The organism is Pseudactinotalea terrae, assembly GCF_009733845.1.
In the GTDB taxonomy this organism is placed as follows: Bacteria; Actinomycetota; Actinomycetes; order Actinomycetales; family Beutenbergiaceae; genus Pseudactinotalea; species Pseudactinotalea terrae.
In genome coordinates this window covers 102,429-125,852 of the sequence record NZ_WNXZ01000009.1, presented here as the reverse complement: position 1 = coordinate 125,852, position 23,424 = coordinate 102,429, and the positions used below count along the sequence as shown (strand labels likewise).

Sequence of the window (23,424 nt, the reverse complement as noted above, 5' to 3'; positions counted from 1 at the left end):
ACCCACGGTGACCCGGCGCATCGGCCACGCCAGACCGCAGGAGGAGACCGCCGCCCGCACCCGCTCACGTGCCTCGCCGAGCGAGGTGTCCGGCAGCCCCACGATCCGGAACGACGGCAGCCCCGACGCCAGCTGTGCCTCCACCTCCACCACGTTGCCCTCGAGCCCGACCAGCGACACCCCGAAGGTGCGACCCAGACCCATCACCCCACCCCCGGCACGTGCTCGATCAACGGCGGCTCCCCACGGCGCTGCAGGATCGCCACCACATCGATCCGCATCCCCGAGGCATGCACCTCGTGCGCCTCCAGCCACGAGCCGGCCAACCGCCGCAACCGGGCGAGCTTCGCCCGGGTGATCGACTCGGCCGGATGACCGAACGCCGTCGACGTCCTCGTCTTGACCTCGACGAAAGCGAGCTCGTCGCCATCGAGCGCCACGATGTCGAGCTCACCCACCGGGCACCGCCAGTTCGCGTCGAGGATCTCCATCCCATTGCGCTCCAGCCAGCTCCGCGCGAGCTCCTCCCCCGTGCGACCCACCCTGTCCTTCGCAGCCATGCGACCACCTCCACCCGGAACCATCGCGAACCCCACCCCACCCGCGCTCGGGACCGGCAGGGGTGCTGTGGACGACGGCGCATCTGCGCGCACCTGTGGACAACCTGCCCGTGCGCACGTCACGCACCGGCACCCGGGGGTTGGCCCCCAACGATTCCCACCCAATTGGCCGCCACGGCCGTGGGTTCGTTGCGTCGTGGCACGACCCCGACAGCCCTATCACCGAGCTGCAGGAGCTCGCGCACACGGCGCTCAGCGCTGTCGACGACGTCGACGAGGCGATCGTCGATGCCATGTCGGTCGACAGCGGCCACGCGAACGCCGAGCGGGCGGCGATCCGGCGAGTCGCCGAAGCCGTCGCCAAGGGCGAAGCGCCGAAGGTCGGCAAGCTGCCATCGCTCGACGAGCGAAGATCCTCGCCGCAGGCGTCGTGGAGGCCAAGCTCGCGGTCGCCCGGAAGGCTCGCGCGGCCTACGAGACCGCCCACGGACCCGCCGTGGCGAGCTGGCTCGACACCGAGGAGTCCAAGCTCCCCGAGCGTCACGACAAGGCGGTGACGGCCGTTGCGGCCGCCCAGCGCGAGATCTCAGCGATGGTCACCGTCGCGGCGGCGCTGCGCAATCGCAAGGCAGCCCAGGGAGTACGGCTCGAGGATGAGGTAGCGGTCGGTCAGTCGCTCCCGGAGTCGCTGCAGCGCGCGCTCGACGAGCTCGAGATCCATCGCGACCGCCTCACCGGTGCCAATCTCGGACGTCCCGCGATCACCCGTGGGGCGTCCTACAGCGCCCGCGCTGAGATGTTTGAGGCCGCGCGGGCGGATGCCCGCATGGGTCTGCCATCGACGATCTCCGCCGAGCTGTACTACACCGAGCGCGCCGACGAGGTGCCGTTCTCGCCCACGGACTACACGCGGGGATGGACCATGCCCGAAGAGCGTTTCCTCAACGCGGCGCTGCCGCCCGGTAGCGGCCGCCCCGAATGGCCGGCCTGGGTTCGGCACCGTGAGTCCATCGCCGCGCCGCCGGCGGAAGCGTCATGACCACCAGGGCACCCGCCGCGCCCAAGGGGCTCGCGGCGGGAGGGCGGCGCTGTGGCGGGCCGTACTCACGGACTACGAGCTCGACGAGCATGAGCGGCTGGTGCTCATCGAGGCGCGCCGGGTGACCGACCGGCTCGACCAACTCGCCGAAGCGGCGCAGAACGCGTCACTGACTGTCGCCAACGCCCGCGGTGACCAGGTCGCGCAACCGTTGTTCGTGGAGGCGCGCCAGCAGGGCATCACGCTCATCCGGCTGCCGGCGAGCCTGCGGTTGCCGTCCGGCGATGAGGGCGACCTCAGCCAACCACCGCGCCGCGGCGGCGCCCGCGGCAGCTATGGCATCCGCGGGGCGGTGGGATCGTGACCGCGCTGCCACTGCTCCGCTATCTGCCCGAGCCGGTCGAGGCGTTGACGCTGCCGACGCTGCTCGCGTGGGCAGACGCTCACCCGGCCGGGCCGTTGCGGGTGGCGGCCGAGGAGATCGTGTTCGCGTGGTGGCAGCAGAAGCTCGCCGGCCACAGGACGGTGCCTGCCAACGCGGCCAAGGCGTGGGCAGACGTCCAATCCGAGTTACTTGAGGGGTACTGATACGCGCACGCCGAGCCGCCCTGCCCGAGACGCTGCTTCCGCTGCCACGCAGCTGACCGAGGAGACAGCAGCGGCGTGGGCGGCCTCCCACCCTGCCGAGCTCCGCCCCGACGCCGAGCGTGAGATCCGACTCGCGTTGGTCACCGGCGAGTTCAACCCCGAATGGCTACGCCGTAGTGTCGACCTCGACACGCTCGGCCGTGCAGAGGGGTGGTGGTGAAGCCGCCACGTACTAGACAGTGCTCTGCACGATCCCCATCGCCACAAGAGCGATCACGACAACCAGGAGAAGGCCGAGCACGCTGCGCACAGCGGGGCGCTGGTGGCTCCACCAGGTGTCTCTGTCGTCCATGCCCGGATGGTAAGCCTGAGCGGCACTAGAAGGGGTCGATCGCCGTAACACCGTTGTCAGAGACATGCTCAGTCCACCGTGACCCGTCCCAGTAGCGATGCTGATGTCGTCCCATCGGATCGGCTGACCACTGCGGAGGAGTTTGGGGCGGCGGCGGCGTCCTGGGGGGCGATGTAGTGACTTGCGCCGGTGCGGGCTTCGCCTTTGCTCTCGCTGCACCATCGGCGATCCTGGCGCGCTGCCGGTCGAGATCGGCGACCAGGCCGTCGATCTCAGCCTTCTGCGCATCCAGCGGACGCATCATCTTGGCTTGCTTCTCAGCGATCGCACGCCCGGCAGCAGCGCGGCTCCGGGCCATCGCGCCACGAGCCTTGCTGCCCATGAACGCGCCAACCACCTGGCCAGACCCGGAGTTCCGCTGCCTCGCGGCACTCGCCTCAGCTCGGATTTCTCGCTGCCGCTCGTTGATCTGCCGCTTGAGTTCGCGAAGATCCCGGATCGCGTTGGCCAGGACTCGGCGTGCCTCAGACGGATCCCCCGTGGCGGTTAACCGCTCCGCCTCTCGTCTCGCCGCCTTCGCCGTGCTCGCTGCATCGCTCCCCATGGCGGCACCCTAGCGACCTGAAGGTCGTCGACGTCGCTCGAGCGCGCCCGCCCACACCCACGCGACGTCCTCAGCGCCGTGCTCGTCGACGTATCGCACGTGGCCGGCCACTGGTGTGTACGCCGTCGCGACACCTTCCAGCCGCACCCAGCCGTGGCGCGCGCGCACGATCCACACGCGCACCGGCACGGGTGGCTCGAGCGGCCGCACGGGCTGCCCGATTGCCGACGGCGGCAGCGAGATGGCTCGCGAGTGCATCGGCACCTTGTCTGAATTGCGTCCCTCGCCCGTCACCCACCTAGTCGAACAGATGTGCGCCGATGCGTGGAGCGATCGAGGCGCAGGAGCGATGTCGGTGGTACGGGAGAAGATCCACTCACGACGAAACTGAGCGACACACCGTGCGACACGCTGACGAGATCCGAACGAATGCACGAGTATCGGTTCACAGGCAACGAAGGGACGATCATGGTCACTATCGAACGACTCACCGAATCTGAGGCAGAATCCCGGCGGGCTGAGATTCTCGACAGTGTCCAGATGTCAGCGGACGACCTGCTTGGCCGGGCTGCTCGCTACGAGCTCGACGCAGACACGCGTGCACTCGCGCTGGAGTACGAGAGGTTGACCTTCCTGCTCACCGGCGCGTGACCGCGACTCTCGAGGAAGCGGCACAGAGGTTCGCGACCGAGCTCACGGCGACCGTGCAAGGTGCACTCGGCCAAGGATGCTCACCGTTTCGCGTCCAGCAGGTACGTAGCAACCTGACGGTGTCGCAACAACCTGACCGCGGCCTCTCGCTCTGCTGCGACGGCCAGCCCTGGCTAACACTGGAGGCCGTGTACTACTGCGAATGGAACAGCACGCGGCAGTATCTGCGCATCAGGCGCTCCAAGATTCGACTGCTCTACGGTGAGAACCCTCGACCGCTTGTCCGGTACGACTACGAGCCGGAAAACCACCTTCGTCGGCTGCCCGCCGCACATGTCCAGATTCACGAGAGCGCGACGGGAGACATGGGAGCACTGCAGTACGAGGCGGGCGATGCGTCCCGGCGCGCACGACGGCGTAAGCAGGAGTTCGATCGTGGGGCTGTGCCACGCCAAGACGACATCCACTTCCCGGTGGGCGGAGACAGGTTCCGCCCAATCCTGGAGGACGTACTCCAGATGCTGATCGAGGAGTACGGCATCGACCGGGAAGATGGCTGGGAACGGGTGTTGGCGGATTCCCGTGAGGCTTGGCGGCTCGGACAGATCGCTGCCGCGGCGTACGACGGACCCGACGTCGCAGCTCGCGCCTTGCGGGAGCAAGGATACGAAGTGAATCCACCGGCTGCTGGTGATCCGCCACGGCGCCAGGATGCGTTGCGATACCCGTAATCGGCAGTGGAGCGTCCGATGCGGTACGCCGCCCGCTCGGGCAGGATACTGCGATGGACGACAGCCCGATCGAGACCCACGTACTACGCGCCCTGCGTTACCTGCGACAGATCAATAACGGTGGGGAGAGGCTGCCAGCGGAGTTTCTAGACCTCTTCGCCAGCACTCCATCACCCCGCGCAGCGCGCGAAGTCGACATGAACAGTCTCGAGTACTTCCGCTCCATGGGCCGCTGGGTAAGGACCGAGCCTGGCGAGGGAGTGTCGAACTACCTATGGCAGCTCGGGCTGGTGAAACGCCTCAAGGGCGGACTGGTCATCACGCGTTACGGCAGGGCACTGCTCGCTGATCCCGACACTGTAGATCAGTGGAGCGAAGCACAGCCGGACACCGTCACAGTGCTCGCACCAGACGATCCGATGGCGACCGTGACCGTCACTGCCGCGGTGGCGGCCGCCCGCGAAGGCATGCTCTTCGATCCGTTCTTCAAGCACGACATGCTCAACTGGCTCGCTACATCCACGTCGATCACTCGCGTATTGCTTCGGACCGCGCGACCGGGGCGCGAGCGCAAAGAGCAGCAACAACTGTTACCCCATTACCTCGGCGCAGCCCTAGCTGCGAATCCGGACCGGCAGATTGAAGTTCGTATCTGCGATGACGACGCACTTCACGATCGCGGCGCGATTGATGCCGCCGGCTTGGTGACGCTACTTGGAACTTCCTTGACGGGGGTTGGGCGGCATCTCAGCGTCGTGGTCCCGCTCCCCCAGAGGGCGTCTGCTGCCCTGGCGGAGCAGATCGAGAGCCTCTGGAGTGAGGCGGCAACGGTTGAGCCACTCTCCGGAATCAGGCACGACCTAGTGGCTGCCGACGAACCGCCTACCACGGCGAACTCGCAGCCCGGAGAGGACGCCGACACGTCCGACGCCTAGGGATGTTTCAGGTGTCGGCCGAAGGCACGCGCTATGCGGACCGGTCCGACGGCGAGGAGCTGGGGGAGGGTCCACCCCCAGGGCACGACATGGCGGCGAGCAGCAGCGCGAGCGAGCGAGCGAGCGAGCGCAGCAGCCGAGCACGTGTCGCGTGCACGGCGTGTCGTGGCGTAGACGTTAATACCCACGGTGACCCGGCGCATCGGCCACGCCAGACCGCAGGAGGAGACCGCCGCCCGCACCCGCTCACGTGCCTCGCCGAGCGAGGTGTCCGGCAGCCCCACGATCCGGAACGACGGCAGCCCCGACGCCAGCTGTGCCTCCACCTCCACCACGTTGCCCTCGAGCCCGACCAGCGACACCCCGAAGGTGCGACCCAGACCCATCACCCCACCCCCGGCACGTGCTCGATCAACGGCGGCTCCCCACGGCGCTGCAGGATCGCCACCACATCGATCCGCATCCCCGAGGCATGCACCTCGTGCGCCTCCAGCCACGAGCCGGCCAACCGCCGCAACCGGGCGAGCTTCGCCCGGGTGATCGACTCGGCCGGATGACCGAACGCCGTCGACGTCCTCGTCTTGACCTCGACGAAAGCGAGCTCGTCGCCATCGAGCGCCACGATGTCGAGCTCACCCACCGGGCACCGCCAGTTCGCGTCGAGGATCTCCATCCCATTGCGCTCCAGCCAGCTCCGCGCGAGCTCCTCCCCCGTGCGACCCACCCTGTCCTTCGCAGCCATGCGACCACCTCCACCCGGAACCATCGCGAACCCCACCCCACCCGCGCTCGGGACCGGCAGGGGTGCTGTGGACGACGGCGCATCTGCGCGCACCTGTGGATAGGGACACGCTGCACGCTTGTCCCGCGCCGCTCGGCGTTGCGAAAGCGACCACGCGTCGGCCCGCGCAACGGCACCAGTCACTCCCCGTGGCGGAATCGACCACAGGTGGGCTTCCGCAACGGCGCCAGCACGTGCGGGTCTCCGCCGGCCGCGGCATGCCGACGGCTTGGGGGTTGTCCCCCGCCGATCTCGGCGGACCCCCGCATGGCGGGCGAGGACTCCCCCTCGTAGCGTCGAAGCATGACGTCGACAGCGCTCTCACAGGACCGGGACGTGGCCCCGCCGCCGCATGCCCCGTCCAAGCTCGGGGTCCCTCTGGCTGCCGTCGTCGCGCTCGTCGCACTGGCGCTCCCGCGGGTGATCGCGCACGACTTGAGCGCCGTCGCTCCCGGTTCCCCGGCGAACAGCGTGCTCTCGCTCGGCCCGCTGGTCGTCTGGGTCGTCGTCGCCGTGCTCGCCTCGCGCCGCGCGTTCAGCACGCTCGTGGCCACCGGGGTCGGTTACGGCCTGGTGGTGGGCACCGTGCACAACCTCGCCTGGTCGACGACCTGGGCGGGGTCACCGCCTCGGCTCGCGGGCAGCCTCGCGGGCGCCTGGTCCCCCGCCACCGAGGAGATCCTCCTGCGTGGTGCGTCCGGTCTCAGCAGCCTGGCCACGGGCGCCGTGATCGGCATCGTGGCCGGCGCGATCGCGTGGGCGATCCAGGAGGTGGCACGCCGCAACGGCGCCCACCTGCCGCTGCGCTGAGCTACTGCGGCATCTCCAGCTCGGCCTTGGCGAGCTCCTCGACGTTGACATCCTTGAACGTCACGACGCGCACGGTCTTGACGAAACGGGCGGACCGGTACACGTCCCACACCCACGCATCGTTCAGCGTCAGCTCGAAGAACACCTCGCCACCGGCCGAACGCACCTGCAGGTCCACCTGGTTCGCCAGGTAGAAGCGTCGCTCGGTCTCCACCACGTAGGAGAACAGCCCGACGACGTCCCGATACTCCCGATAGAGGGCGAGCTCGGCGTCGGTCTCGTAGTTCTCGAGGTCCTCAGCACTCACAGGACCATCATGCCCCTTCCGCCCCGACCGCGGCTCCGCCGTCGAGATCGAGCTCGAAGGCCTCGGTGAGGTAGTCCTCGGACTGCGGCAGCGACCAGCTCCTGCGGTGCAGCTCGCAGGGCCCGAGCTCACGCAACGCGGCGGCGTGCTCGGGAGCGGAGTAGCCCTTGTTGCCCGCCCAGCCGTACGCGGGCTGCTGCTGGTCCAGCTCGATCATCATCGCGTCGCGCTCGGTCTTGGCCAGCACGCTGGCCGCGGCGATCGCCGTCACGGTGAGGTCGCCCTTGATCCGCGTGATCACGGGCAACGAGGGCGCGAGAACCGGGAGCGGGGGCAGGTGCGGCGGGTGGGTCAGCCAGTCGTGGTTGCCGTCGAGCACGACGACGTCCGGTAGCACTCCGGCCGCGCTCACGGCCGTGAGCGCGCGGGTCCCCGCCATCCGGAGCGCGGCGATGATCCCGTAGCGGTCGATCTCCTCGGGTGAGGAGTGCCCGACGGCGCTCGCCACCGCCCAGCGCCTGATCGGCCCGCAGAGCCGCTCCCGGGCAGCCGGCCGGAGAAGCTTCGAGTCCCGCAGCCGCGCGGGGGTGCGCCCGGTGGTCTCGTCGACCACCACGACCCCGACGCTGACCGGGCCCGCGAGCGCACCGCGGCCGACCTCGTCCATGCCCGCGACGAACCGGTGACCGCTCGCGAGCAGCTCGCGCTCCAGCCGACGGGACGGGGGCTTACTAACCAAGGCTCACGAGTCCGGAACGTTGCGGAAGGTGTCGTCGGGCCGCTGGAGCCACGTGATGTGCTCGAACGGCCACAGGATCACGAACACCCTACCCACGACGTTCTCGATTGGCACGAAACCGCCGCTCGGGCCGTCGAGGTGGTACCGCGAGTCGGCCGACTGCGGCCGGTTGTCGCCCATCACCCACAGGTGCCCCTCGGGCACCTCGACGTCGAACGGCTTCTGGCTCGGGACGGCGCCGTCGATCACGTACGGCTCCTCGATGGGCACGCCGTTGACCAGCAACCGGCCGCTGTCGTCGCAGCAGACGACGTGGTCGCCCGGCACGCCGATGACCCGCTTCACGAGGTGCTGCCCCGCGTTCTCGGGCAGCAGCCCCACCCAGGTCAACGCGCGCTCCACCGGGCTGAGCTCAGGAACCGGCTCACCGGCGAGCCACTCACCCGGGTCGAGGAACACGACCACGTCACCGCGCTCGATGTCGAAGGGCCCGGGGGCGAGCTTGTTGACGACGATCCTGTCGCCGACATCCAGGGTCGTCTCCATCGAGACGCTCGGGATGAAGAACGGCTGGATCAGGAAGGTCTTGAGGACGAGCGAGATCGCCAGCGCCGAGACCAGCACGATGACGACCTCACGCAGGAACGCGACGACGGGGTTCCGGCGCTTGGCCGGCCCGTCGTCGCGTTCCTCGGAGCTCTGCTCACCGTCGGTGGGCTCGCGGTCGTCGGAGCTCTCGACGTCGACGTGCTCGACGTCTTCGGCGTCCTCACCGACCGCGCGATCGCTCACCTCAGCTGGCGGGCGTGGTCTCGCGGCGCTCGCGGATCTTGGCGGCCTTGCCGCTGCGACCACGCAGGTAGTACAGCTTGGCGCGCCGCACGGCACCACGGGTCACGACCTCGATGTGGTCGACCGTGGGCGAGTGCAGCGGGAAGGTCCGCTCGACACCCACGCCGAACGACACCTTGCGGATCGTGAAGGTCTCACGCACGCCGTGGCCCGAACGGCCGATCACGACGCCCTGGAACACCTGGATACGGCTGCGGCTACCTTCGATGATGTTCACGCCGACCTTGAGGGTGTCTCCGGCGCGAAACTCCGGGACCTCCCGCAACGAGGCGGCGTCGACAGCGTCCAGCTTCTGCATGATGTGCCTTCCCACGACTGCCACAGGTCACCCGCGAATATCGGGCGGCCGAGCTAGCGGCCGCCGAGTCTGAGGTTTGCTCCGATGCGCGTTCGTGCCGCTCCCCTGTGGCAGAGCTGGCAAGCGCTCGGATGACCGGGCAAGTCTGCCACACGGCCGGACCTGCTCGTGATCGAGACGCTCAGAGCGTGCGGTACATCACGTCGTCGCTCTCGCGCCGGCTGCCGACCGTGAACGTGCGCCCGCCGACCCGCTCGAAGCCGTGCTTGCCGTAGAACCGTCTGGCACGCTCGTTCTGGCCGTTGACGCCGAGCCAGATGCCAGGCAGCCCGCGCTCACGCGCCATCGCCAGCGTGGCTTCCATCAGTGCCGACGCCGCGCCGCTGCGGTGCAGGGCGGCGCGCACGTAGAACTTGCTGAGCTCGGCGGTGGGTCGGGTGGGGACCGCTGCCGCGATCTCGGGGTCGGTCGGCTCCCCCATGATGCTCATGGTGTAGCCGACGACGGCGCCCACCACCTCGGCGACGAGCAGCCACCTGCGCCCGTCCTTGAGATAGCCACGGAACCGTTCGAGCGTCAGGTGCTCCTGCACGTACGCGGCCATGTCCTCCTCGGACATGTCCGGTGGGCACGCGAGGCGGAAGGTCGCGGCTGCCAGCTCGGCGAGCACCTCGGCATCGCCCCTGCGGGCAGCGCGCACGGTCACGGGGTGGGTGGCGAGCAGGTCGGGGCGCACCTGGGCGGTCCGCTCGACCGCACGCTCGCGGCGCCAGCGCGCGATCCGCCCATGGTCGCCTGAGCGCAGGATCTCGGGCACCTCGAGATCGCGCCACGTGGGTGGTTGGGTGTAGCTGGGGTGCTCGAGCAGGCCGTCGGTGCCGTGGGACTCCTCGATCACCGAGGCCGCGTTGCCGAGAACGCCAGGCAGCAGCCGGACGACCGCCTCGATCACCACGAGAGCGGCGACCTCGCCACCGTTGAGCACGTAGTCGCCGATCGAGACCTCCCGCACCTGCACGTCGTGGCGGGCGGCGTAGTGCTCGGTGATCCGGGAGTCGATGCCTTCGTACCGGCCGCAGGCGATCGCGACCTGGCCGCCGTCGGCGAGCACCCCGGCGAGCTCCTCGGCGGTGCGCTGCGTGAACGGTTGCCCGGCCGGGGTGGGGACCAGCAGCACCCGACCGCCCGGGGCGGCTCCGCCGTCTGGACCCGCCTGGAGCACCTCGTCGAGGGCGTCACCCCAGACATCGGGGCGCATGACCATACCGGCGCCACCCCCGAACGGGGTGTCGTCGACCGTGCGGTGGCGATCCGTGGTCCAGTCGCGCAGGTCGTGCACGGCGATGTCGACGATCCCGCGCTGCCGTGCCTTGCCGACCAGCGAGAGCTCGAGCGGCGCGAGGTAGTCCGGGAAGATCGAGACGACGTCGATCCGCGCGCTCACGTCACTCCTCGGCTGCGTCGGCGTCCGCCGCCAGCAGGCCGGCCGGTGGGTCGACGACGACGAACCCGCCCGGGACGTCCACGGTCGGGACGATCGCGGTGACGAACGGGATCAGGGTGCGTGCGCCGTCGGGCTCTCTCAGGAGCAGCACATCGTGCGCAGGCAGGTGCTGGACGCCCGTCACGGTGCCGATCACCGTGCCGTCGGGTCGACGAGCCTCCAGGCCCGCGAGCTGCTCTGGGTACCAGGCGTCCTCTTCGTCCTCCGGATCGGCGAGGAGCACGATCCCGCGAAGGGCTTCCGCTGCGGTGCGGTCGGTGTGCCCGGCGAACCGGGCGTAGGTGGAGCCGCTGTGCTCGACGACGGCGACCAGCTCCAGCGGGCCGGCCTCCCAGGGGTCGGTCGTGAACCGGGCCCCCGGGACGAGCCGGGCAGCAGGGTTGTCGGTGTGCAGCCGGAGCCGCACATCGCCCTTCAGGCCATGGGCCGCGCCGAGCGTGGCCACCCGGACCTGGGCGGGTTCGGTCATCGCGTCAGCGGCGGTCGGTGTCCACGACGTCGACCCGCACCGGACCGGAGCGCGAGAGCGCGTCGATCACGGTGCGGAGCGCGCGTGCGGTACGGCCGTTGCGGCCGATGACGCGCCCGAGGTCGGACGGGTTCACGCGGACCTCCAGCAGCTCGCCACGCCGGAGCGTGCGGGTGCTGACCTCGACGTCGTCGGGGTTGTCCACGATGCCCCGCACGAGGTGCTCGAGCGCGTCAGCCAGCATCAGGCGTTCTCGTCCTCGGCGGGAGCCTCGGCTGCAGCCTCGGTGTCCTCGGCGGGGGCCTCGGCCTCAGCCGGCGCTGCCGCGGCAGCAGCCTCGGCCTTCGCCTCGGCCTCGGCAGCGGCCTTCGCCTCCGAGGCGGCGGCCTTCTTGAGCTCGGCCTCGGCCTCGGCGGCCGCCACGGCGTCAGCGGCAGCGGTCTTGGGCGCAGCGGTCTTGAGGGTGCCCTCGGCGCCGGGCAGACCCTTGAAGGTCTGCCAGTCACCGGTGACCTTGAGGAGCGCGAGGACCTGCTCGGTCGGCTGGGCGCCGACACCGAGCCAGTACTTCGCACGCTCGCCATCGATGTCGATGAGCGAGGGCTCCTCGGTGGGGTGGTACTTGCCGATCTCCTCGATCACTCGACCATCGCGCTTGGTGCGCGAGTCGGCGACGACGACACGGTAGTAGGGCGCATGGGTCTTGCCGAAGCGCTTGAGACGAATCTTGACAGCCACGTTCTGGCTCACTCCTGGGGTTCAGATGGGTTGGGCCCGCGCGCTGCGCCGGTTGGGACTCGGCGGCTGCAGGGCCCGGTGGACACGCTGGCACCGGTGAGAGGGCCGGGACGAGCGGGTTCAGCGGGCCATTCTGCCACGAGGTGGCCGTGCGGGACGACACGGCGGGACCCGCTGGAAGGTGGTGTGCGCCTCAGCGGCCGAACATCTTGTCGAAGCCGGCGGGAAGCTGCAGCGAGCTGGGGTCGATCTGGTCGGCATCCTGCTGCAGCCCGAACGCCGAGCCCGGCTGGCCCTGGCTCGCCGTCGCGGCGCGCTCGGCGGCCTCGCGCTCCTGCTGCGCCCGCTTGGCGGGGTTGCCGGACTTGCCCTTCTTGGTGCGCTTCGGCGGTGCCATGCGGCCCTTGCTCTTCTTGCCGCCGCCGGGCAGGCCGCCCATGCCAGGCATGCCACCCATCCCCGGCACGCCGCGGCCGCCGCCGCGAGCCATCGACCGCATCATGGTCTTCGCCTGGTCGAACCGCTCGAGCAGCCCGTTGATGTCGCTGACGGTGGACCCGGAGCCGCGGGCGATGCGGGAGCGGCGCGAGCCGTTGATGATCTTCGGGTTGGCGCGCTCGGCCGGGGTCATCGAGTTGATCATCGCCTCGACGCGGTCGACCTCGCGCTCGTCGAAGTTCTCCAGCTGCTCGCGCATCTGGCCCATGCCGGGGATCATCCCGAGCATCTTCTTCATGGAGCCCAGCTGCTTGAGCTGGCGCATGTAGTCCATGAAGTCCTGCAGCGTGAAGTCGTCCTCGCCGGAGAGCTTGCGGCCCATCTCGGCGGCCTGCTTCTCGTCGAACGCCTTCTCGGCCTGCTCGATCAGGGTGAGGAGGTCACCCATGTCGAGGATGCGCGAGGCCATCCGGTCGGGGTGGAAGCGCTCGAAGTCGGTGAGCTTCTCGCCGGTGGAGGCGAAGAGCACCGGCTGACCGGTCACGGTCCGGATCGAGAGGGCCGCACCACCGCGAGCATCGCCGTCGAGCTTGGACAGCACCACGCCGGTGAAGCCGACGCCGTCGCGGAACGCCTCGGCCGTGGTGACCGCGTCCTGACCGATCATCGCGTCGACGACGAAGAGGATCTCGTCGGGCTGCGTGGCGTCGCGGATGTCGCGCGCCTGCTGCATCATCTCGGCGTCGACACCGAGACGGCCGGCGGTGTCGACCACGACCACGTCGTAATACTGCTCACGCGCGTGCTCGACGCCGGAGCGCGCCACCTGCACCGGGTTGCCGACGCCGTTGCCGGGCTCGGGCGCCCACACGGGCACGCCCGCCTGGCCGCCGACCACCTGGAGCTGGGTGACCGCGTTCGGGCGCTGCAGGTCGGACGCGACGAGCAGCGGGGTGTGCCCCTGCTCGCGCAGCCACTTGCCGAGCTTGCCTGCGAGCGTGGTCTTACCGGCACCCTGCAGGCCGGCGAGCATGATGACCGTCGGCGGGCGCTTGGCGAAGAACAGCTCGCGAGCCTCGCCGCCGAGGATCTCGATCAGCTGCTCGTTGACGATCTTGAGGACCTGCTGCGACGGGTTCAGTGCCTCGGACACCTCGGCCGAGCTCGCGCGCTCCCGCACCGCGGTGGTGAAGGCGCGGACGGCGGGGACGGCGACGTCGGCGTCGAGCAGGGCCCGGCGGATCTCCGAGACCGTCTTGTCGACGTCAGCCTCGGACAGGCGACCCTTGCCGCGCAGGTTCTTGAACGTCGCTGTCAGGCGATCGGAGAGTGAAGCGAACACGCAGGCGGTCCTTGTCGTCGATGGTCTGCCAGCCAGGATAACTGGGGCGGCAGCATCGGCCCCGCACCGCGAGTGCGCACATCGGCGGTGAGTGCGCACGGTGCCCGGTGCGCACTGACCGTCGATGTGCGCACTCAGCGCGGGGGCACCGGCTCAATCGGCAGCTCAGCGGCTCGCTCCGAGATGGTCGAGCACGTTGCGCGTGAGCGTGTCGACGAGGCGGGCACGCCAGGCCGTCCAGGCCTTCGGCCCGGCGGCCTTCGCGTCGGCCTCCGTGAGGTGGCGCAGCGCGCGCACCAGGTCGGGGCGACGCTCGAGCAGCACGGCGACACGTTCGAGGACCGCCGGGTCATGCGGGTCCTCGCTCGTGGCGGTCTCGGCCAGCAGGAGGTGGTGCTGGATGAGCAGCAGCACGTCGTGCTGCTCCTCATGCGTGAGTCCCACCCGTTCCAGGAGCGGGCGCGCACGTTCAACGCCAACCTCGGAGTGGTTCTCCGCGCCGGCGATCTTGCCGATGTCGTGCAGCAGCGCTGCCCACAGCAGCACGTCCCGCAGCACCAACGAGCGGGGCGCTTCGTGCACGTTCGCGACCGTCTGCACGAGGTGCCGGTCGACCGTGTAGATGTGCACGGGTGAGTGCTGCGGTCGGTTCCGCACCGCCGCCCACTCCGGCAGCCACCGCGTCACCACGCCGGCCAGGTCGAGTGCCTCCCAGATCGGCACCTGGGCCTCGCCGCTGCGCATCAAGGTCAGCAGGTGATCGCGGGCGGTCGCGCTCCAGGGCACCGGGAGCTCCGGAGTGCGCTGCAGCGACGCGATCGTCACCGGCGACAGCGGCAGCCGCGTCCGGGCGGCCGCCGCGGCGGCGCGCAGCGCGAGCTCGGGGTCGGCCTCCGGCCGGGCATCGATCCCCAGCACCAGCTCGCCGTCGTGCTCCACGAGGTTGTCCGCGACCGACCGCAGCCGCGGAGCCGTCCGGCGGCCCCGCACCAAGGCGGGCCGTAGCGACAGCGAGGGGCGGCGCAGTGCCTGCCGGGCGTGCCGGACCGTGGTGTCGAGCGCGTGCGAGATCGTGCGGGCGGACTCGGCGATCGAGGCCAGCAGGTCATCGGGATCGTCCTGACCCATCGCCTCGGCGACCTCGCGCTGGTGCACACGCAGCAGCCGGTTCGTGTGGCGGCCGGTCGCCGCTGCCAGAGCGTCCCGCACGTCGAGCAGGTGCGCGTAGGCACGATCGACCGTGCCGTGCGGCCGGTCGGTCAGCCAGGTGGCCGTGAGCGCCCACAGCACGACGGCGTCCCTGATCCCTCCCCGCGCTTCCTTCAGGTCTGGCTCGATCAGGTACGCGAGCTCGCCGTGCCGCTCGGCCCGCACCTTGGTGGAGGTCAGCAGCTCGGGCAGGCGGCGGCGGGCGGCGGAGCGCCAGTCCGCGAGCACGGCCGAGCGCGCCCGGTGCAGCACGGTCTCGTCGCCGGCCACGAGCCTGACGTCGAGGAGCCCGACGGCGGCAGGCAGATCCGCCGATGCCACGCCGCGGCACTGGGCCAACGTCCGCACTGAGTGGTCGAGATCGAGCCCGGCATCCCAGATCGGGTACCAGAGCGCGTTCGCGAGCGAGGCGATGTCCTCGCTGCTGTGGGTCTGCCCGTCATGGACGAGCATCAGATCGAGATCGGACGTCGGCCCGGCGTCGCGCCGGCCGTGCGAGCCGACCGCCGCGAGCGCCACCCCGGAGCCGACGTCGACACCGGACTTCCCGGCCGCCTCGTCCCAGAGCTCGAGAAGGGCCGTGTCGACCAGATGAGCCAGCGCGAGCCGGCGCGCGACGCCGTCGGAGATCTCGCCCCTCGACCGCGAGAGCTCCAGCCGAGCGGCACGAAGGCCCCGCAGCGGCTGTCGCGGGGCCTTCGTGGTCGGCGCGTCAGACTCAGAGGGCATCGGGTCCGGAGGCCCCGGTACGGACGCGGATCACCTGGTCGACCGAGCTGACCCACACCTTGCCGTCGCCGATCTTGCCGGTCTGGGCGGCGCTGACGAGCACCCCGGTGAGGGTGGTCGCGTCCTCGTCCTCGACGAGCACCTCCACGCGGACCTTCGGCACCAGGTCGACCGTGTACTCCGCACCGCGGTAGACCTCGGTGTGACCCTTCTGGCGACCGTAGCCGCTGGCCTCGGAGACCGTGAGGCCCCGGACTCCGGCCGCTTCCAGAGCGGCCTTGACCTCGTCCAGCTTGTGGGGCTGGATCACTGCGGTGATGAGCTTCATGACGCGATCCCCTCGTAGGCGCGCTCGGCGTGAACGGTCTGGTCGATACCGGTGACCTCATCCTCTTCCGGGATGCGCCACCCCATGGTCGCCTTGAGCGCGAGAGCGATCACCGTGGTGACGATCCCGGTGAAGACAACCGCAACGAGCGCGATGATCACCTGGACGACGAGCTGACCAGCCCCACCACCGAAGAACAGACCGGTGTCGGTGGCCAGGAAGCCGATCGCCACGGTGCCGATGAGGCCTGCGACGAGGTGCACGCCGACGACGTCCAGGGAGTCGTCGAAGCCCAGCTTGTACTTGAGGCTCACCGCGAGGGCACAGGCCGCACCGGCGATGGCCCCGAGGATGATCGAGGTCACGGGTGACAGCGCGCCAGCAGCCGGAGTGATCGCCACCAGCCCAGCGACGACGCCCGACGCAGCGCCCAGCGAGGTCGCCTTGCCGTTCCTGATCTTCTCGGCGACGAGCCATCCGAGCACGGCAGCGCAGGTGGCGACGGTCGTGTTGACCCAGGCCAAGCCCGCCAGGCCGTTGGCCTCGAAGGCCGAACCGCCGTTGAACCCGAACCATCCGAACCACAGCAGGGCAGCGCCCAGCATCACGAGCGGCAGGCTGTTGGGCTTCATCGGCTCCTTGCCGAAGCCCTTGCGCTTGCCGACGACGAGGGCGAGCACCAGACCAGCCATGCCGGCGTTGATGTGGACGACCGTGCCGCCGGCGAAGTCGATCGGATTGGTCCCGATCGCTGTTGCGAGCGGGCCGTCGATCGAGAGCAGACCGGCGGGCAACGCCCAGACCATGTGCGCCATCGGGAAGTAGCAGAGCGTCGCCCAGATCCCGGCGAACACCATCCAGGTGGAGAACTTGACGCGATCGGCGATCGCGCCGGAGATCAGCGCGACCGTGATGATCGCGAACGTCGCCTGGAATCCGACCCCGACGATCAGGGGGACCCCGAAGCCGTCGAGCGCGAACTCACCGGCCTCGTCGTAGATCGTGCCGGCCAGACCGAACTGATCGAACGGGTTTCCGACGATGCCACCGACGGACTCGCCGTAGGACATCGACCAGCCCCAGAGAACGTAGATGACACCGACCACGGCGAGGGCGCCGAAACTCATCATCATCATGTTGAGGACGGACTTGCCACGACTCATCCCGCCGTAGAACAACGCCAGCCCAGGGGTCATCAGCAGCACGAGAGATGCACTGACGAGCATCCATGCTGTGGACCCGAAGTTGAGGACTACCTCTTCCATCAATCCGCCTTTCGAACCCGACGCGGTGGAGGGGGCCGGGATAGGAAAAGCGTCGAGCAGGCGGATTTCTCTCGGGCGCCGCCGCTGTTACTGGCGTGTGACGGAATCCGCCACCGCGTGAACGGTGTGTTTCGTACTTAGCGGATTGTCCACATCACGAGACGATGGCGTCCACGAACGAGGCAGCGTCGAACGGCGCGAGGTCGTCGGGACCCTCCCCCAGCCCGACCAGCTTCACCGGGACCCCGAGCTCACGCTGGACGGCGACGACGATCCCGCCCTTGGCGGTTCCGTCGAGCTTGGTCAGCACGATCCCGGTGACGTCGACGACCTCGGCGAACACCTGCGCCTGCCGCATGCCGTTCTGACCCGTGGTGGCGTCGAGCACCAGCAGCACCTCCTGCACGGGCGCCTGCTTGGCGATGACGCGCTTGATCTTGCCCAGCTCGTCCATGAGACCGGCCTTGTTCTGGAGCCGGCCGGCGGTGTCGACGATCACCACGTCGGCACCGTTCTCGCGCCCCGCCTTGACCGCGTCGAAGGCGACGGCGGCCGGGTCGGCGCCGTCGCGGTCGGAGCGGACCACGGGCACACCCACGCGCTCGCCCCAGGTGGCGAGCTGATCCGCGGCAGCGGCGCGAAAGGTGTCGGCGGCGCCGAGCACGACGTCCTTGTCCTCGGCCACGAGCAACCGTGCGAGCTTGCCGACCGTCGTGGTCTTCCCGGTGCCGTTGACGCCGACCATGAGGATCGTGGCGGGGTGCGGCTGGCCGTCGTCGCCCAGCACCGGGCTGGCCGCGATGCGGCGGTCCATGTCCGGGTCCACGAGCTTGAGCAGCTCGGAGCGAAGAAGCTCACGCGCGGCGCCCGGCTCGGAGGTGCCCTCCACCTGGGTGCGGGTGCGCAGCGCCTCGAGCAGCTCGTCCGTGGGTCCGGTGCCGAGGTCCGCCATCAGCAGCGACTCCTCGATCTCCTCCCAGTCGGCGGTGCTCAGCTTGTCGCGCGAGAGCAACCCCAGAATCGTGCGCCCGAGCGCACCCGACCGGGAGAGCCGTTCGCGCAGCCGGACGAGCCGCCCCGCCGCAGACTCGGGCTTCTCGAGGACCGGCTGCGCCGGTGTCTCCTCGACGACGGCGGAGCCGGCCTGGTCCTGTGCCTCACCCTCGGTGGGCCGTTCCTGGGTGGTGACCCCGCCGTCGTCGGGCTCCCCCGCCTCGCTCGCCCCGCCCGGACGGACCGGCGGCTCCTTGAGCGTCGGCGCCGAACCGCCACGCGATCGGCCTCGGAACAGCGCGAACCCGCCGCCGGCGAGGACCACGACGGCCGCGACAGCGGCGATGATGATGTCTGGCGTTTCCACGACACCAGTGTGCCGCAGGCCCAGCAGTCCCCGGCCCCCACGCCCTTCGCGATTCGAGGAGGCTCAGGGGCGCGGAAGCGGGTCAGCGCAGGTGCGTCAGCGCTTGGAGCGGCCGCTGACGACCTCGCGGAGATCGACCGGCCGGTGGTAGGCGTTGCCCGGCTCGGCGAGGTCGAGGATCTGGCTGACCCGGATGTCACCGGTCTCGGCGGCCGGCTCGGCGAGCCGAGCGGACTCCTCCCGCATCGACCGGATCTCCTCGCCGGCCTTCACGGATCCGAACGAGTCCCGCAGCCACCGCCCGAGGCCGGAGTCGGGGATGTGGCGGCGAACCAGCACCGCGACGACCACGAGGGCCAGCACCACGGCGATTCCTGACACGATCAAGGGGTTCACAGCAGTCGAGTATCACCCGCGTACCTGGGAAACACCTGGGGCTCGCCGAGTCTTCACGCAATCGTCACCCGGGCCGCTGATCAGTCCTCCCCGCCACTGACTCGACCGAGCCAGTGGCCGCCTTGGCGGTGTGGAGGTGGTGCCGCCAGTCGGTGGAGCGTGGCGCCCGCCGGGAGCTTTGCTGCCAGGCACGCCGCCTCGGCCTCCGTCAGATCGGCGGTGATCGACAACCCGCAGTCGTGACACGTCGCCGTGGGACGACCAGGCCCGTTCAACTCGAGTTCCATGTGGATCGACCACGCCCCATAGGTGCGGAGCAGGTGCCAACCCTCGCCATCCCCTGGTTTGATCTCGATCGCCATCCCCGGATCACTGCGTCGGCGCATCGCACCGCGAGTGCGCAGCAGCTCCTCCGCGCCAGCAACCTGCTGGGGAAGCGATCGGCGATAGTCGGAGTAGGCATCGACCCAGGCAACCTTCACGGCAGCCTCGACGACATCGATGAGGGCACCCACGACGGCGACGACACCCGCCCGATCGTCGACATCGACATCGACGTAGTAGCCGAGCCGTGCCAACGGCGTCAGACCGCTTCCTGCAGCCGCTGGCTGATTACCGTCGTGACGCCGTCGCCACGCATGGTGACGCCGTAGAGGGCGTCCCCGATCTCCATGGTGCGCTTCTGGTGGGTGACGACGATCAGCTGCGAGTCCTCCTGGAGCTCGCGGAAGATGTCGAGCAGGCGGCCGAGGTTGACGTCGTCGAGGGCCGCCTCGACCTCGTCCATCACGTAGAACGGGCTGGGGCGCGCCTTGAAGATCGCGACGAGCAGCGCGACCGCGGTGAGGGAGCGCTCGCCACCGGACAGCAGCGAGAGTCGCTTGACCTTCTTGCCGGGCGGTCGGGCCTCGACCTCGATGCCGGTGGTGAGCATGTCGTCCGGGTTGGTCAGCAGCAGCCGACCCTCGCCGCCGGGGAACAGCCGGCTGAAGACGCCCTCGAACTCTCGGGCAGTGTCGGCGTACGCCTCGGTGAACACCTTCTCCACCCGTTCGTCGATCTCCCGGATGATCTCCTCGAGGTCGGCGCGGGACTTCTTGAGGTCGGCGAGCTGCTCGGTGAGGAAGCGGTGCCGCTCCTCGAGCGCCGCGTGCTCCTCGAGCGCGAGCGGGTTGACCCTGCCCAGCTGGTTGAGCGCGCGCTCGGCGGAGCGGAGGCGCTTCTGCTGCTCCTCGCGCACGTAGGGCCGGGGCTCGGGCAGCGGCACGTCCGGGTCGTCGCCGGGCTGCGGCACGTGCGGCACCAGCTGGTGCGGCCCGAACTCCTCGACGAGCACCTCGGGATCGGTACCGAGCTCCTCGATCGAGCGCTGCTGCAGCTGCTCGATCCGCAGCTGCTGCTGGGCTCGTGCGACCTCGTCCTTGTGCACCACGTCGGTGAGCTCGGCGTGCTCCTTGCCCAGCCCGTCGAGCAGCGTGCGGACCTCGGCGATCTCGGTGTCGCGGCTGCTGCGCTCGGCCTCCGCACGTTCGCGGTGACGGTGCGCCAACGAGAGCGAGGTGTCGAGCGAGGCGAGCGCACGCTCCGCACCGGCCCGTACCCGGTCGGCGATCTCCGCCTGCCGCGCACGACGCTCGGCGCGCTCCTGCGCGACCTTGCGGGCGTGGCGCTCGGCCGCGGCGGCACGCTCGAGCGACTCGGCGCGGCCGCGCACGTGGCGGACCCGCTCCTCGACGGTGCGCAGCACCAACCGGGCATCGGTCTCGGTCTGTCTCGCCTGGGTAGCGGCAGCAGCGGTCGCCTCCCGCGCGGCGGTCGCACCCTCGAGGTCGCCCTCGGCCTGCTCGGGCTCCCGCTGGGCGATCTCGAGCCGTTCGACGAGCTCGCTCAGCTCCGCGCCGTAGGTCTCGCGCTCCTTCTCGGCTGCCTCGATGGCAGGCTTGATGCGTTCGATCTCGGCGTTCGTGGCGCGCGTGGCGGAACCGAGCTGGCCCAGCCGCTCGGCGACGGCCGCCAGCTCGGCGTCCGAGGCGTGCAGCGCGGACAGCGTCCGCTCGACCTCCTGGCGCGCGGCCGCCTGGGCCTCGCGCGCGGGACCGAGAGCGAACCGCGCCTGCTCCCCGCGAGCGGTGGCCGCCGCGAGCTCGGTCTCGGCCTCGTCGTGCGCGGCGTGCAGCTCGAGCACGCTGGGCCCGCCGGAGCTGCCCCCACGCACCTCGGTCCTGGAGAGCACGTCACCCTCGCGGGTGACCGCGACGACGTCGGCCTCGGCCACCGCAGCCCGGGCCGCGGCGAGGTCCTCGACCACCACGACGCCGGCCAGCAGCCGCGCGAGCGTGCCCGTCACGCTGGGATCGCCACTGACCAGCCCCACCGCCCAGGCAGCGCCCGACGGCGGGTCCCCGGGCCCGCCGTCGACCTCACCTTCCGAGGCGATGACCAGGCGGGCCTGACCCGCCTCGTGGGCACGGACGAAACGAAGGGCGTCCACGGCGTCGCCGACGCCGCTCGCGAGCGCGGCATCGGCGTGCGTGCCGAGCGCAGCGGCGAGGGCGGTCTCGTACCCCGGCTCGACGCGGACATGATCGGCGAGCGTCGCGGAGATGCCGGGCAGCTCCTCGGCCTCGAGCAGCGCACCGGTCGCGTCCTTGCGAGCGAGGGAGAGCGTGAGCGCGTCCCGGCGGGCCGTCCAGGTGGCACGATCGCCGTCGGCTGCGCGCTCGGCCTCGACGAGGCGGTTCACCTCCGCGTCGGCGGCCTCCTGCTTCTCGAGCGCCTCCTCGTGAGCGGCGTCGAGCCCTTCCTCGCCCTCTTGCGAGCCGACGACCTGCTGCTCGAGCGCCGAGAAGTCGGACTGCGCGGTGCGGGCGCGCTCGATGGCGGCGTCGAGATCGGCCCGGAGCCGGGTGAGCTCGGACTCGGTACCCTCGAGGCGGCTGCGCCGTGCCGCGACCTGGCCGGTGAGGCGTGCGAGCCCTTCCCGGCGATCGGCCACGCCACGGTGCACGGCTGCGAGCGCCTTCTCGGCCTCGCGTGCGGCCTCCTCGTGATGTTGACGCTCGACGACGGCGGCCTGCAGGTCCGCCTGCGCCCGCTCGGCCTCCTGGGCGAGATCGGCCTCCTCGCCGCGAGCGCGCTTGGCCTGGTCGTCGAGGGCGTCCGGGTCACGGCCGCCCTCGTTCTCAGCGGTCGGTGCGCCCAGCAGCCGGCAGCGTTCGGCGGCAAGGCTCGCGGTGCCGCGGAGGCGCTCGCGCAGGCTCGAGAGGCGGTAGAAGGTGTCGGAGGCCTCGCTGAGCGCCGGCGCGGCCTTCGCGGCGGCGGCCTCGAGCTCGGTGAGCCGGGCACGGGCCTGCTCCTGAGCGGTCTCGACCTCGCCTCGGCGGGTGCGCAGCGCCGTCTCGTCGGCCTGCTCCTGGGCGAGGGTCGCCGTCAGCTGCACGAGGTCGTCGGCCAGCAGGCGGGCCTTGGCGTCACGGAGGTCGACCTGGACCACCTGCGCGCGGCGCGCAACCTCGGCCTGCCGTGCCAGCGGTCCGAGCTGACGGCGGATCTCGCCGGTCAGGTCGGTGACGCGCGCGAGGTTGCCGGCCATGGCCTCGAGCTTGCGGAGCGCCTTCTCCTTGCGCTTGCGGTGCTTGAGGACGCCGGCGGCCTCCTCGATGAAGTGACGCCGTTCCTCGGGACTGGCCTGGAGCACGGTGTCGAGGCGACCCTGGCCCACGATCACGTGCATCTCGCGACCCATGCCGGTGTCGCTCAGGAGGTCCTGGATGTCGAGGAGCCGGCAGGAGGTGCCGTTGATCGCGTACTCGCTGCCGCCGTTGCGGAACAGCGTGCGCGAGATCGTGACCTCGGTGTAGTCGATCGGCAGCGCGCCGTCGGTGTTGTCGATCGTCAGCGACACCTCGGCGCGGCCCAGCGGCGGGCGGGAGGAGGTGCCGGCGAAGATTACGTCGGCCATCGCGCCGCCGCGCAGCGTCTTGGCACCCTGCTCGCCCATCACCCAGGCGAGCGCGTCGACGACGTTCGACTTCCCCGATCCGTTCGGTCCCACCACGCAGGTGATCCCGGGCTCGAGGTGCAGCGTCGTCGCGGACGCGAACGACTTGAAGCCGCGCAGCGTCAACGTCTTCAGGTGCACCCGGTTAGCCTAGACGGCGCCACGCCCAGTTCCGGCCATCACCACACCATGGCGCCCGCGGTACCCCGCCGCGCACCGCCGGCACCCGCCCTCGTGGCCCAGGAAGGGTCGGTCGTCGGGTCGCTGGCTGCACATCGAGTTCGACGGCGAGGTCAAGTACCGGGACGACGCCCGCGGGCGTGATGCCGATCAGGTCCTCATCGCTGAGCGGAAGAGGGAGGCAGCCATCACGGACACCGGAGACTGGGTCGTTCGCGT

28 protein-coding genes and 1 pseudogene are annotated in these 23,424 nt (G+C 70.4%); 6 read left to right on the top strand and 23 right to left on the bottom strand.

The genetic code is table 11. From position 1 onward, the window contains the following. The coding region (locus GPA03_RS21340) for a magnesium chelatase domain-containing protein (protein ID WP_277755266.1) at positions 1-204 on the bottom strand (204 nt) is incomplete at its 3' end. Next, complete coding sequence (locus tag GPA03_RS21335; protein ID WP_156254070.1) at positions 204-560, bottom strand: YraN family protein; 357 nt, start codon at positions 558-560, stop codon at positions 204-206. The genes GPA03_RS21335 and GPA03_RS21340, both read right to left, overlap by 1 nt. Before the next feature lie 430 nt (positions 561-990). Between GPA03_RS21335 and GPA03_RS21330 the strand changes: the two genes are divergently transcribed. The 3 genes from GPA03_RS21330 (at position 991) to GPA03_RS21320 (ending at position 2,187) form a co-directional block, all read left to right on the top strand. After that, positions 991-1,599 carry a hypothetical protein gene (locus tag GPA03_RS21330; protein ID WP_156254077.1) on the top strand — a complete coding sequence of 203 codons (609 nt, stop codon included), beginning with the start codon at positions 991-993 and terminating at the stop codon, positions 1,597-1,599. A 100-nt stretch (positions 1,600-1,699) separates the two neighbouring features. Continuing rightward, on the top strand, positions 1,700-1,963 hold the full coding sequence (locus tag GPA03_RS21325; RefSeq protein WP_156254076.1) for a hypothetical protein: 264 nt from the start codon (positions 1,700-1,702) through the stop codon (positions 1,961-1,963). Next, entirely contained in the window at positions 1,960-2,187 is a 228-nt protein-coding gene (locus tag GPA03_RS21320; protein WP_156254075.1) for a hypothetical protein, read from the top strand. Before GPA03_RS21325 ends, GPA03_RS21320 begins: the two co-directional genes overlap by 4 nt. A gap of 377 nt (positions 2,188-2,564) precedes the next feature. Here GPA03_RS21320 and GPA03_RS22730 read toward each other — a convergent pair whose 3' ends face one another. Next, positions 2,565-3,143 (bottom strand): DUF2510 domain-containing protein, encoded by a 579-nt coding sequence (locus GPA03_RS22730; protein ID WP_206673679.1) that lies wholly within the window; start codon positions 3,141-3,143, stop codon positions 2,565-2,567. 9 nt (positions 3,144-3,152) lie between these two features. Further along, the gene (locus tag GPA03_RS21310; protein WP_156254074.1) at positions 3,153-3,401 is read right to left on the bottom strand and encodes a hypothetical protein; all 249 of its coding nucleotides are present in this window, start codon (positions 3,399-3,401) and stop codon (positions 3,153-3,155) included. Positions 3,402-3,790: 389 nt separating this feature from the next. Here GPA03_RS21310 and GPA03_RS21305 point away from each other — a divergent pair, with 389 nt between their 5' ends. Both GPA03_RS21305 and GPA03_RS21300 read left to right on the top strand, forming a co-directional pair. Continuing rightward, positions 3,791-4,525, top strand: a complete 735-nt coding sequence (locus tag GPA03_RS21305) for a hypothetical protein (protein WP_156254073.1) — start codon at positions 3,791-3,793, stop codon at positions 4,523-4,525. Positions 4,526-4,578: 53 nt separating this feature from the next. Then, positions 4,579-5,460, top strand: coding sequence for a hypothetical protein (locus tag GPA03_RS21300; RefSeq protein WP_156254072.1), 882 nt, complete (start codon positions 4,579-4,581; stop codon positions 5,458-5,460). On the opposite strand, the gene GPA03_RS21295 is transcribed toward GPA03_RS21300, so the two are convergent. Together GPA03_RS21295 and GPA03_RS21290 are read right to left on the bottom strand one after the other, a co-directional pair. Beyond that, positions 5,457-5,846 carry a magnesium chelatase domain-containing protein gene (locus GPA03_RS21295; protein ID WP_156254071.1) on the bottom strand — a complete coding sequence of 130 codons (390 nt, stop codon included), beginning with the start codon at positions 5,844-5,846 and terminating at the stop codon, positions 5,457-5,459. The genes GPA03_RS21300 and GPA03_RS21295 overlap by 4 nt on opposite strands. Further along, positions 5,846-6,202, bottom strand: a complete 357-nt coding sequence (locus tag GPA03_RS21290) for a YraN family protein (protein WP_156254070.1) — start codon at positions 6,200-6,202, stop codon at positions 5,846-5,848. The genes GPA03_RS21295 and GPA03_RS21290 overlap by 1 nt, the downstream gene beginning before the upstream one ends. Positions 6,203-6,544: 342 nt before the next feature. Here GPA03_RS21290 and GPA03_RS21285 point away from each other — a divergent pair, with 342 nt between their 5' ends. Further along, positions 6,545-7,051 (top strand): hypothetical protein, encoded by a 507-nt coding sequence (locus tag GPA03_RS21285; RefSeq protein ID WP_156254069.1) that lies wholly within the window; start codon positions 6,545-6,547, stop codon positions 7,049-7,051. A gap of 1 nt (position 7,052) precedes the next feature. On the opposite strand, the gene GPA03_RS21280 is transcribed toward GPA03_RS21285, so the two are convergent. From GPA03_RS21280 to smc, 17 genes and pseudogenes are all read right to left on the bottom strand, one after another. Beyond that, entirely contained in the window at positions 7,053-7,358 is a 306-nt protein-coding gene (locus tag GPA03_RS21280; RefSeq protein WP_156221151.1) for a DUF2469 domain-containing protein, read from the bottom strand. Positions 7,359-7,365: 7 nt separating this feature from the next. Further along, positions 7,366-8,097 carry a ribonuclease HII gene (locus tag GPA03_RS21275; RefSeq protein WP_241681432.1) on the bottom strand — a complete coding sequence of 244 codons (732 nt, stop codon included), beginning with the start codon at positions 8,095-8,097 and terminating at the stop codon, positions 7,366-7,368. Between the two features lie 3 nt (positions 8,098-8,100). Then, positions 8,101-8,889 carry a signal peptidase I gene (gene lepB / locus GPA03_RS21270; protein ID WP_156254068.1) on the bottom strand — a complete coding sequence of 263 codons (789 nt, stop codon included), beginning with the start codon at positions 8,887-8,889 and terminating at the stop codon, positions 8,101-8,103. 1 nt (position 8,890) lies between these two features. After that, entirely contained in the window at positions 8,891-9,247 is a 357-nt protein-coding gene (rplS, locus tag GPA03_RS21265) for a 50S ribosomal protein L19 (RefSeq protein ID WP_156254067.1), read from the bottom strand. A gap of 181 nt (positions 9,248-9,428) precedes the next feature. Continuing rightward, the gene (locus tag GPA03_RS22960; RefSeq protein ID WP_241681434.1) at positions 9,429-9,851 is read right to left on the bottom strand and encodes a GNAT family N-acetyltransferase; all 423 of its coding nucleotides are present in this window, start codon (positions 9,849-9,851) and stop codon (positions 9,429-9,431) included. A gap of 51 nt (positions 9,852-9,902) precedes the next feature. Continuing rightward, positions 9,903-10,691: pseudogene (gene trmD, locus GPA03_RS22955) on the bottom strand (tRNA (guanosine(37)-N1)-methyltransferase TrmD); the annotation flags it as partial. Position 10,692: 1 nt separating this feature from the next. Next, positions 10,693-11,220, bottom strand: a complete 528-nt coding sequence (gene rimM / locus GPA03_RS21255; protein ID WP_156254065.1) for a ribosome maturation factor RimM — start codon at positions 11,218-11,220, stop codon at positions 10,693-10,695. A gap of 4 nt (positions 11,221-11,224) precedes the next feature. Beyond that, a complete protein-coding gene (locus GPA03_RS21250) occupies positions 11,225-11,464 on the bottom strand; it encodes an RNA-binding protein (protein ID WP_156254064.1) in 240 nt (79 codons plus the stop codon). After that, the gene (gene rpsP / locus GPA03_RS21245) at positions 11,464-11,958 is read right to left on the bottom strand and encodes a 30S ribosomal protein S16 (protein WP_156254063.1); all 495 of its coding nucleotides are present in this window, start codon (positions 11,956-11,958) and stop codon (positions 11,464-11,466) included. The genes GPA03_RS21250 and rpsP overlap by 1 nt, the downstream gene beginning before the upstream one ends. A 193-nt stretch (positions 11,959-12,151) precedes the next feature. Next, positions 12,152-13,738, bottom strand: coding sequence for a signal recognition particle protein (gene ffh / locus GPA03_RS21240; RefSeq protein ID WP_156254062.1), 1,587 nt, complete (start codon positions 13,736-13,738; stop codon positions 12,152-12,154). A gap of 165 nt (positions 13,739-13,903) precedes the next feature. Then, a complete protein-coding gene (locus GPA03_RS21235; protein ID WP_156254061.1) occupies positions 13,904-15,676 on the bottom strand; it encodes a [protein-PII] uridylyltransferase family protein in 1,773 nt (590 codons plus the stop codon). Then, positions 15,666-16,004 carry a P-II family nitrogen regulator gene (locus GPA03_RS21230; RefSeq protein WP_156254060.1) on the bottom strand — a complete coding sequence of 113 codons (339 nt, stop codon included), beginning with the start codon at positions 16,002-16,004 and terminating at the stop codon, positions 15,666-15,668. The genes GPA03_RS21235 and GPA03_RS21230 overlap by 11 nt, the downstream gene beginning before the upstream one ends. Beyond that, entirely contained in the window at positions 16,001-17,269 is a 1,269-nt protein-coding gene (locus GPA03_RS21225) for an ammonium transporter (protein WP_156254059.1), read from the bottom strand. Before GPA03_RS21225 ends, GPA03_RS21230 begins: the two co-directional genes overlap by 4 nt. 154 nt (positions 17,270-17,423) lie before the next feature. Continuing rightward, positions 17,424-18,629, bottom strand: coding sequence for a signal recognition particle-docking protein FtsY (ftsY, locus tag GPA03_RS21220; RefSeq protein WP_156254058.1), 1,206 nt, complete (start codon positions 18,627-18,629; stop codon positions 17,424-17,426). Positions 18,630-18,725: 96 nt separating this feature from the next. Next, on the bottom strand, positions 18,726-19,025 hold the full coding sequence (locus tag GPA03_RS21215; protein WP_156254057.1) for a hypothetical protein: 300 nt from the start codon (positions 19,023-19,025) through the stop codon (positions 18,726-18,728). A gap of 80 nt (positions 19,026-19,105) precedes the next feature. Further along, positions 19,106-19,540 (bottom strand): hypothetical protein, encoded by a 435-nt coding sequence (locus GPA03_RS21210; RefSeq protein WP_156254056.1) that lies wholly within the window; start codon positions 19,538-19,540, stop codon positions 19,106-19,108. A gap of 68 nt (positions 19,541-19,608) precedes the next feature. Then, positions 19,609-23,166, bottom strand: a complete 3,558-nt coding sequence (smc, locus tag GPA03_RS21205) for a chromosome segregation protein SMC (RefSeq protein WP_156254055.1) — start codon at positions 23,164-23,166, stop codon at positions 19,609-19,611. Positions 23,167-23,424: the final 258 nt, after the last annotated feature.

What these genes read in the sequence shown, in the direction of transcription:
- GPA03_RS21335 (WP_156254070.1), bottom strand. Translation starts at nt 560, where the DNA reads ATGGCTGCGAAGGACAGGGTGGGTCGCACGGGGGAGGAGCTCGCGCGG.
- GPA03_RS22730 (WP_206673679.1), bottom strand. Translation starts at nt 3,143, where the DNA reads ATGGGGAGCGATGCAGCGAGCACGGCGAAGGCGGCGAGACGAGAGGCG.
- GPA03_RS21310 (WP_156254074.1), bottom strand. Translation starts at nt 3,401, where the DNA reads ATGCACTCGCGAGCCATCTCGCTGCCGCCGTCGGCAATCGGGCAGCCC.
- GPA03_RS21300 (WP_156254072.1), top strand. Translation starts at nt 4,579, where the DNA reads ATGGACGACAGCCCGATCGAGACCCACGTACTACGCGCCCTGCGTTAC.
- GPA03_RS21295 (WP_156254071.1), bottom strand. Translation starts at nt 5,846, where the DNA reads ATGGGTCTGGGTCGCACCTTCGGGGTGTCGCTGGTCGGGCTCGAGGGC.
- GPA03_RS21290 (WP_156254070.1), bottom strand. Translation starts at nt 6,202, where the DNA reads ATGGCTGCGAAGGACAGGGTGGGTCGCACGGGGGAGGAGCTCGCGCGG.
- GPA03_RS21285 (WP_156254069.1), top strand. Translation starts at nt 6,545, where the DNA reads ATGACGTCGACAGCGCTCTCACAGGACCGGGACGTGGCCCCGCCGCCG.
- rplS (WP_156254067.1), bottom strand. Translation starts at nt 9,247, where the DNA reads ATGCAGAAGCTGGACGCTGTCGACGCCGCCTCGTTGCGGGAGGTCCCG.
- GPA03_RS22960 (WP_241681434.1), bottom strand. Translation starts at nt 9,851, where the DNA reads ATGGCCGCGTACGTGCAGGAGCACCTGACGCTCGAACGGTTCCGTGGC.
- rimM (WP_156254065.1), bottom strand. Translation starts at nt 11,220, where the DNA reads ATGACCGAACCCGCCCAGGTCCGGGTGGCCACGCTCGGCGCGGCCCAT.
- GPA03_RS21250 (WP_156254064.1), bottom strand. Translation starts at nt 11,464, where the DNA reads ATGCTGGCTGACGCGCTCGAGCACCTCGTGCGGGGCATCGTGGACAAC.
- GPA03_RS21235 (WP_156254061.1), bottom strand. Translation starts at nt 15,676, where the DNA reads ATGCCCTCTGAGTCTGACGCGCCGACCACGAAGGCCCCGCGACAGCCG.
- GPA03_RS21230 (WP_156254060.1), bottom strand. Translation starts at nt 16,004, where the DNA reads ATGAAGCTCATCACCGCAGTGATCCAGCCCCACAAGCTGGACGAGGTC.
- GPA03_RS21225 (WP_156254059.1), bottom strand. Translation starts at nt 17,269, where the DNA reads ATGGAAGAGGTAGTCCTCAACTTCGGGTCCACAGCATGGATGCTCGTC.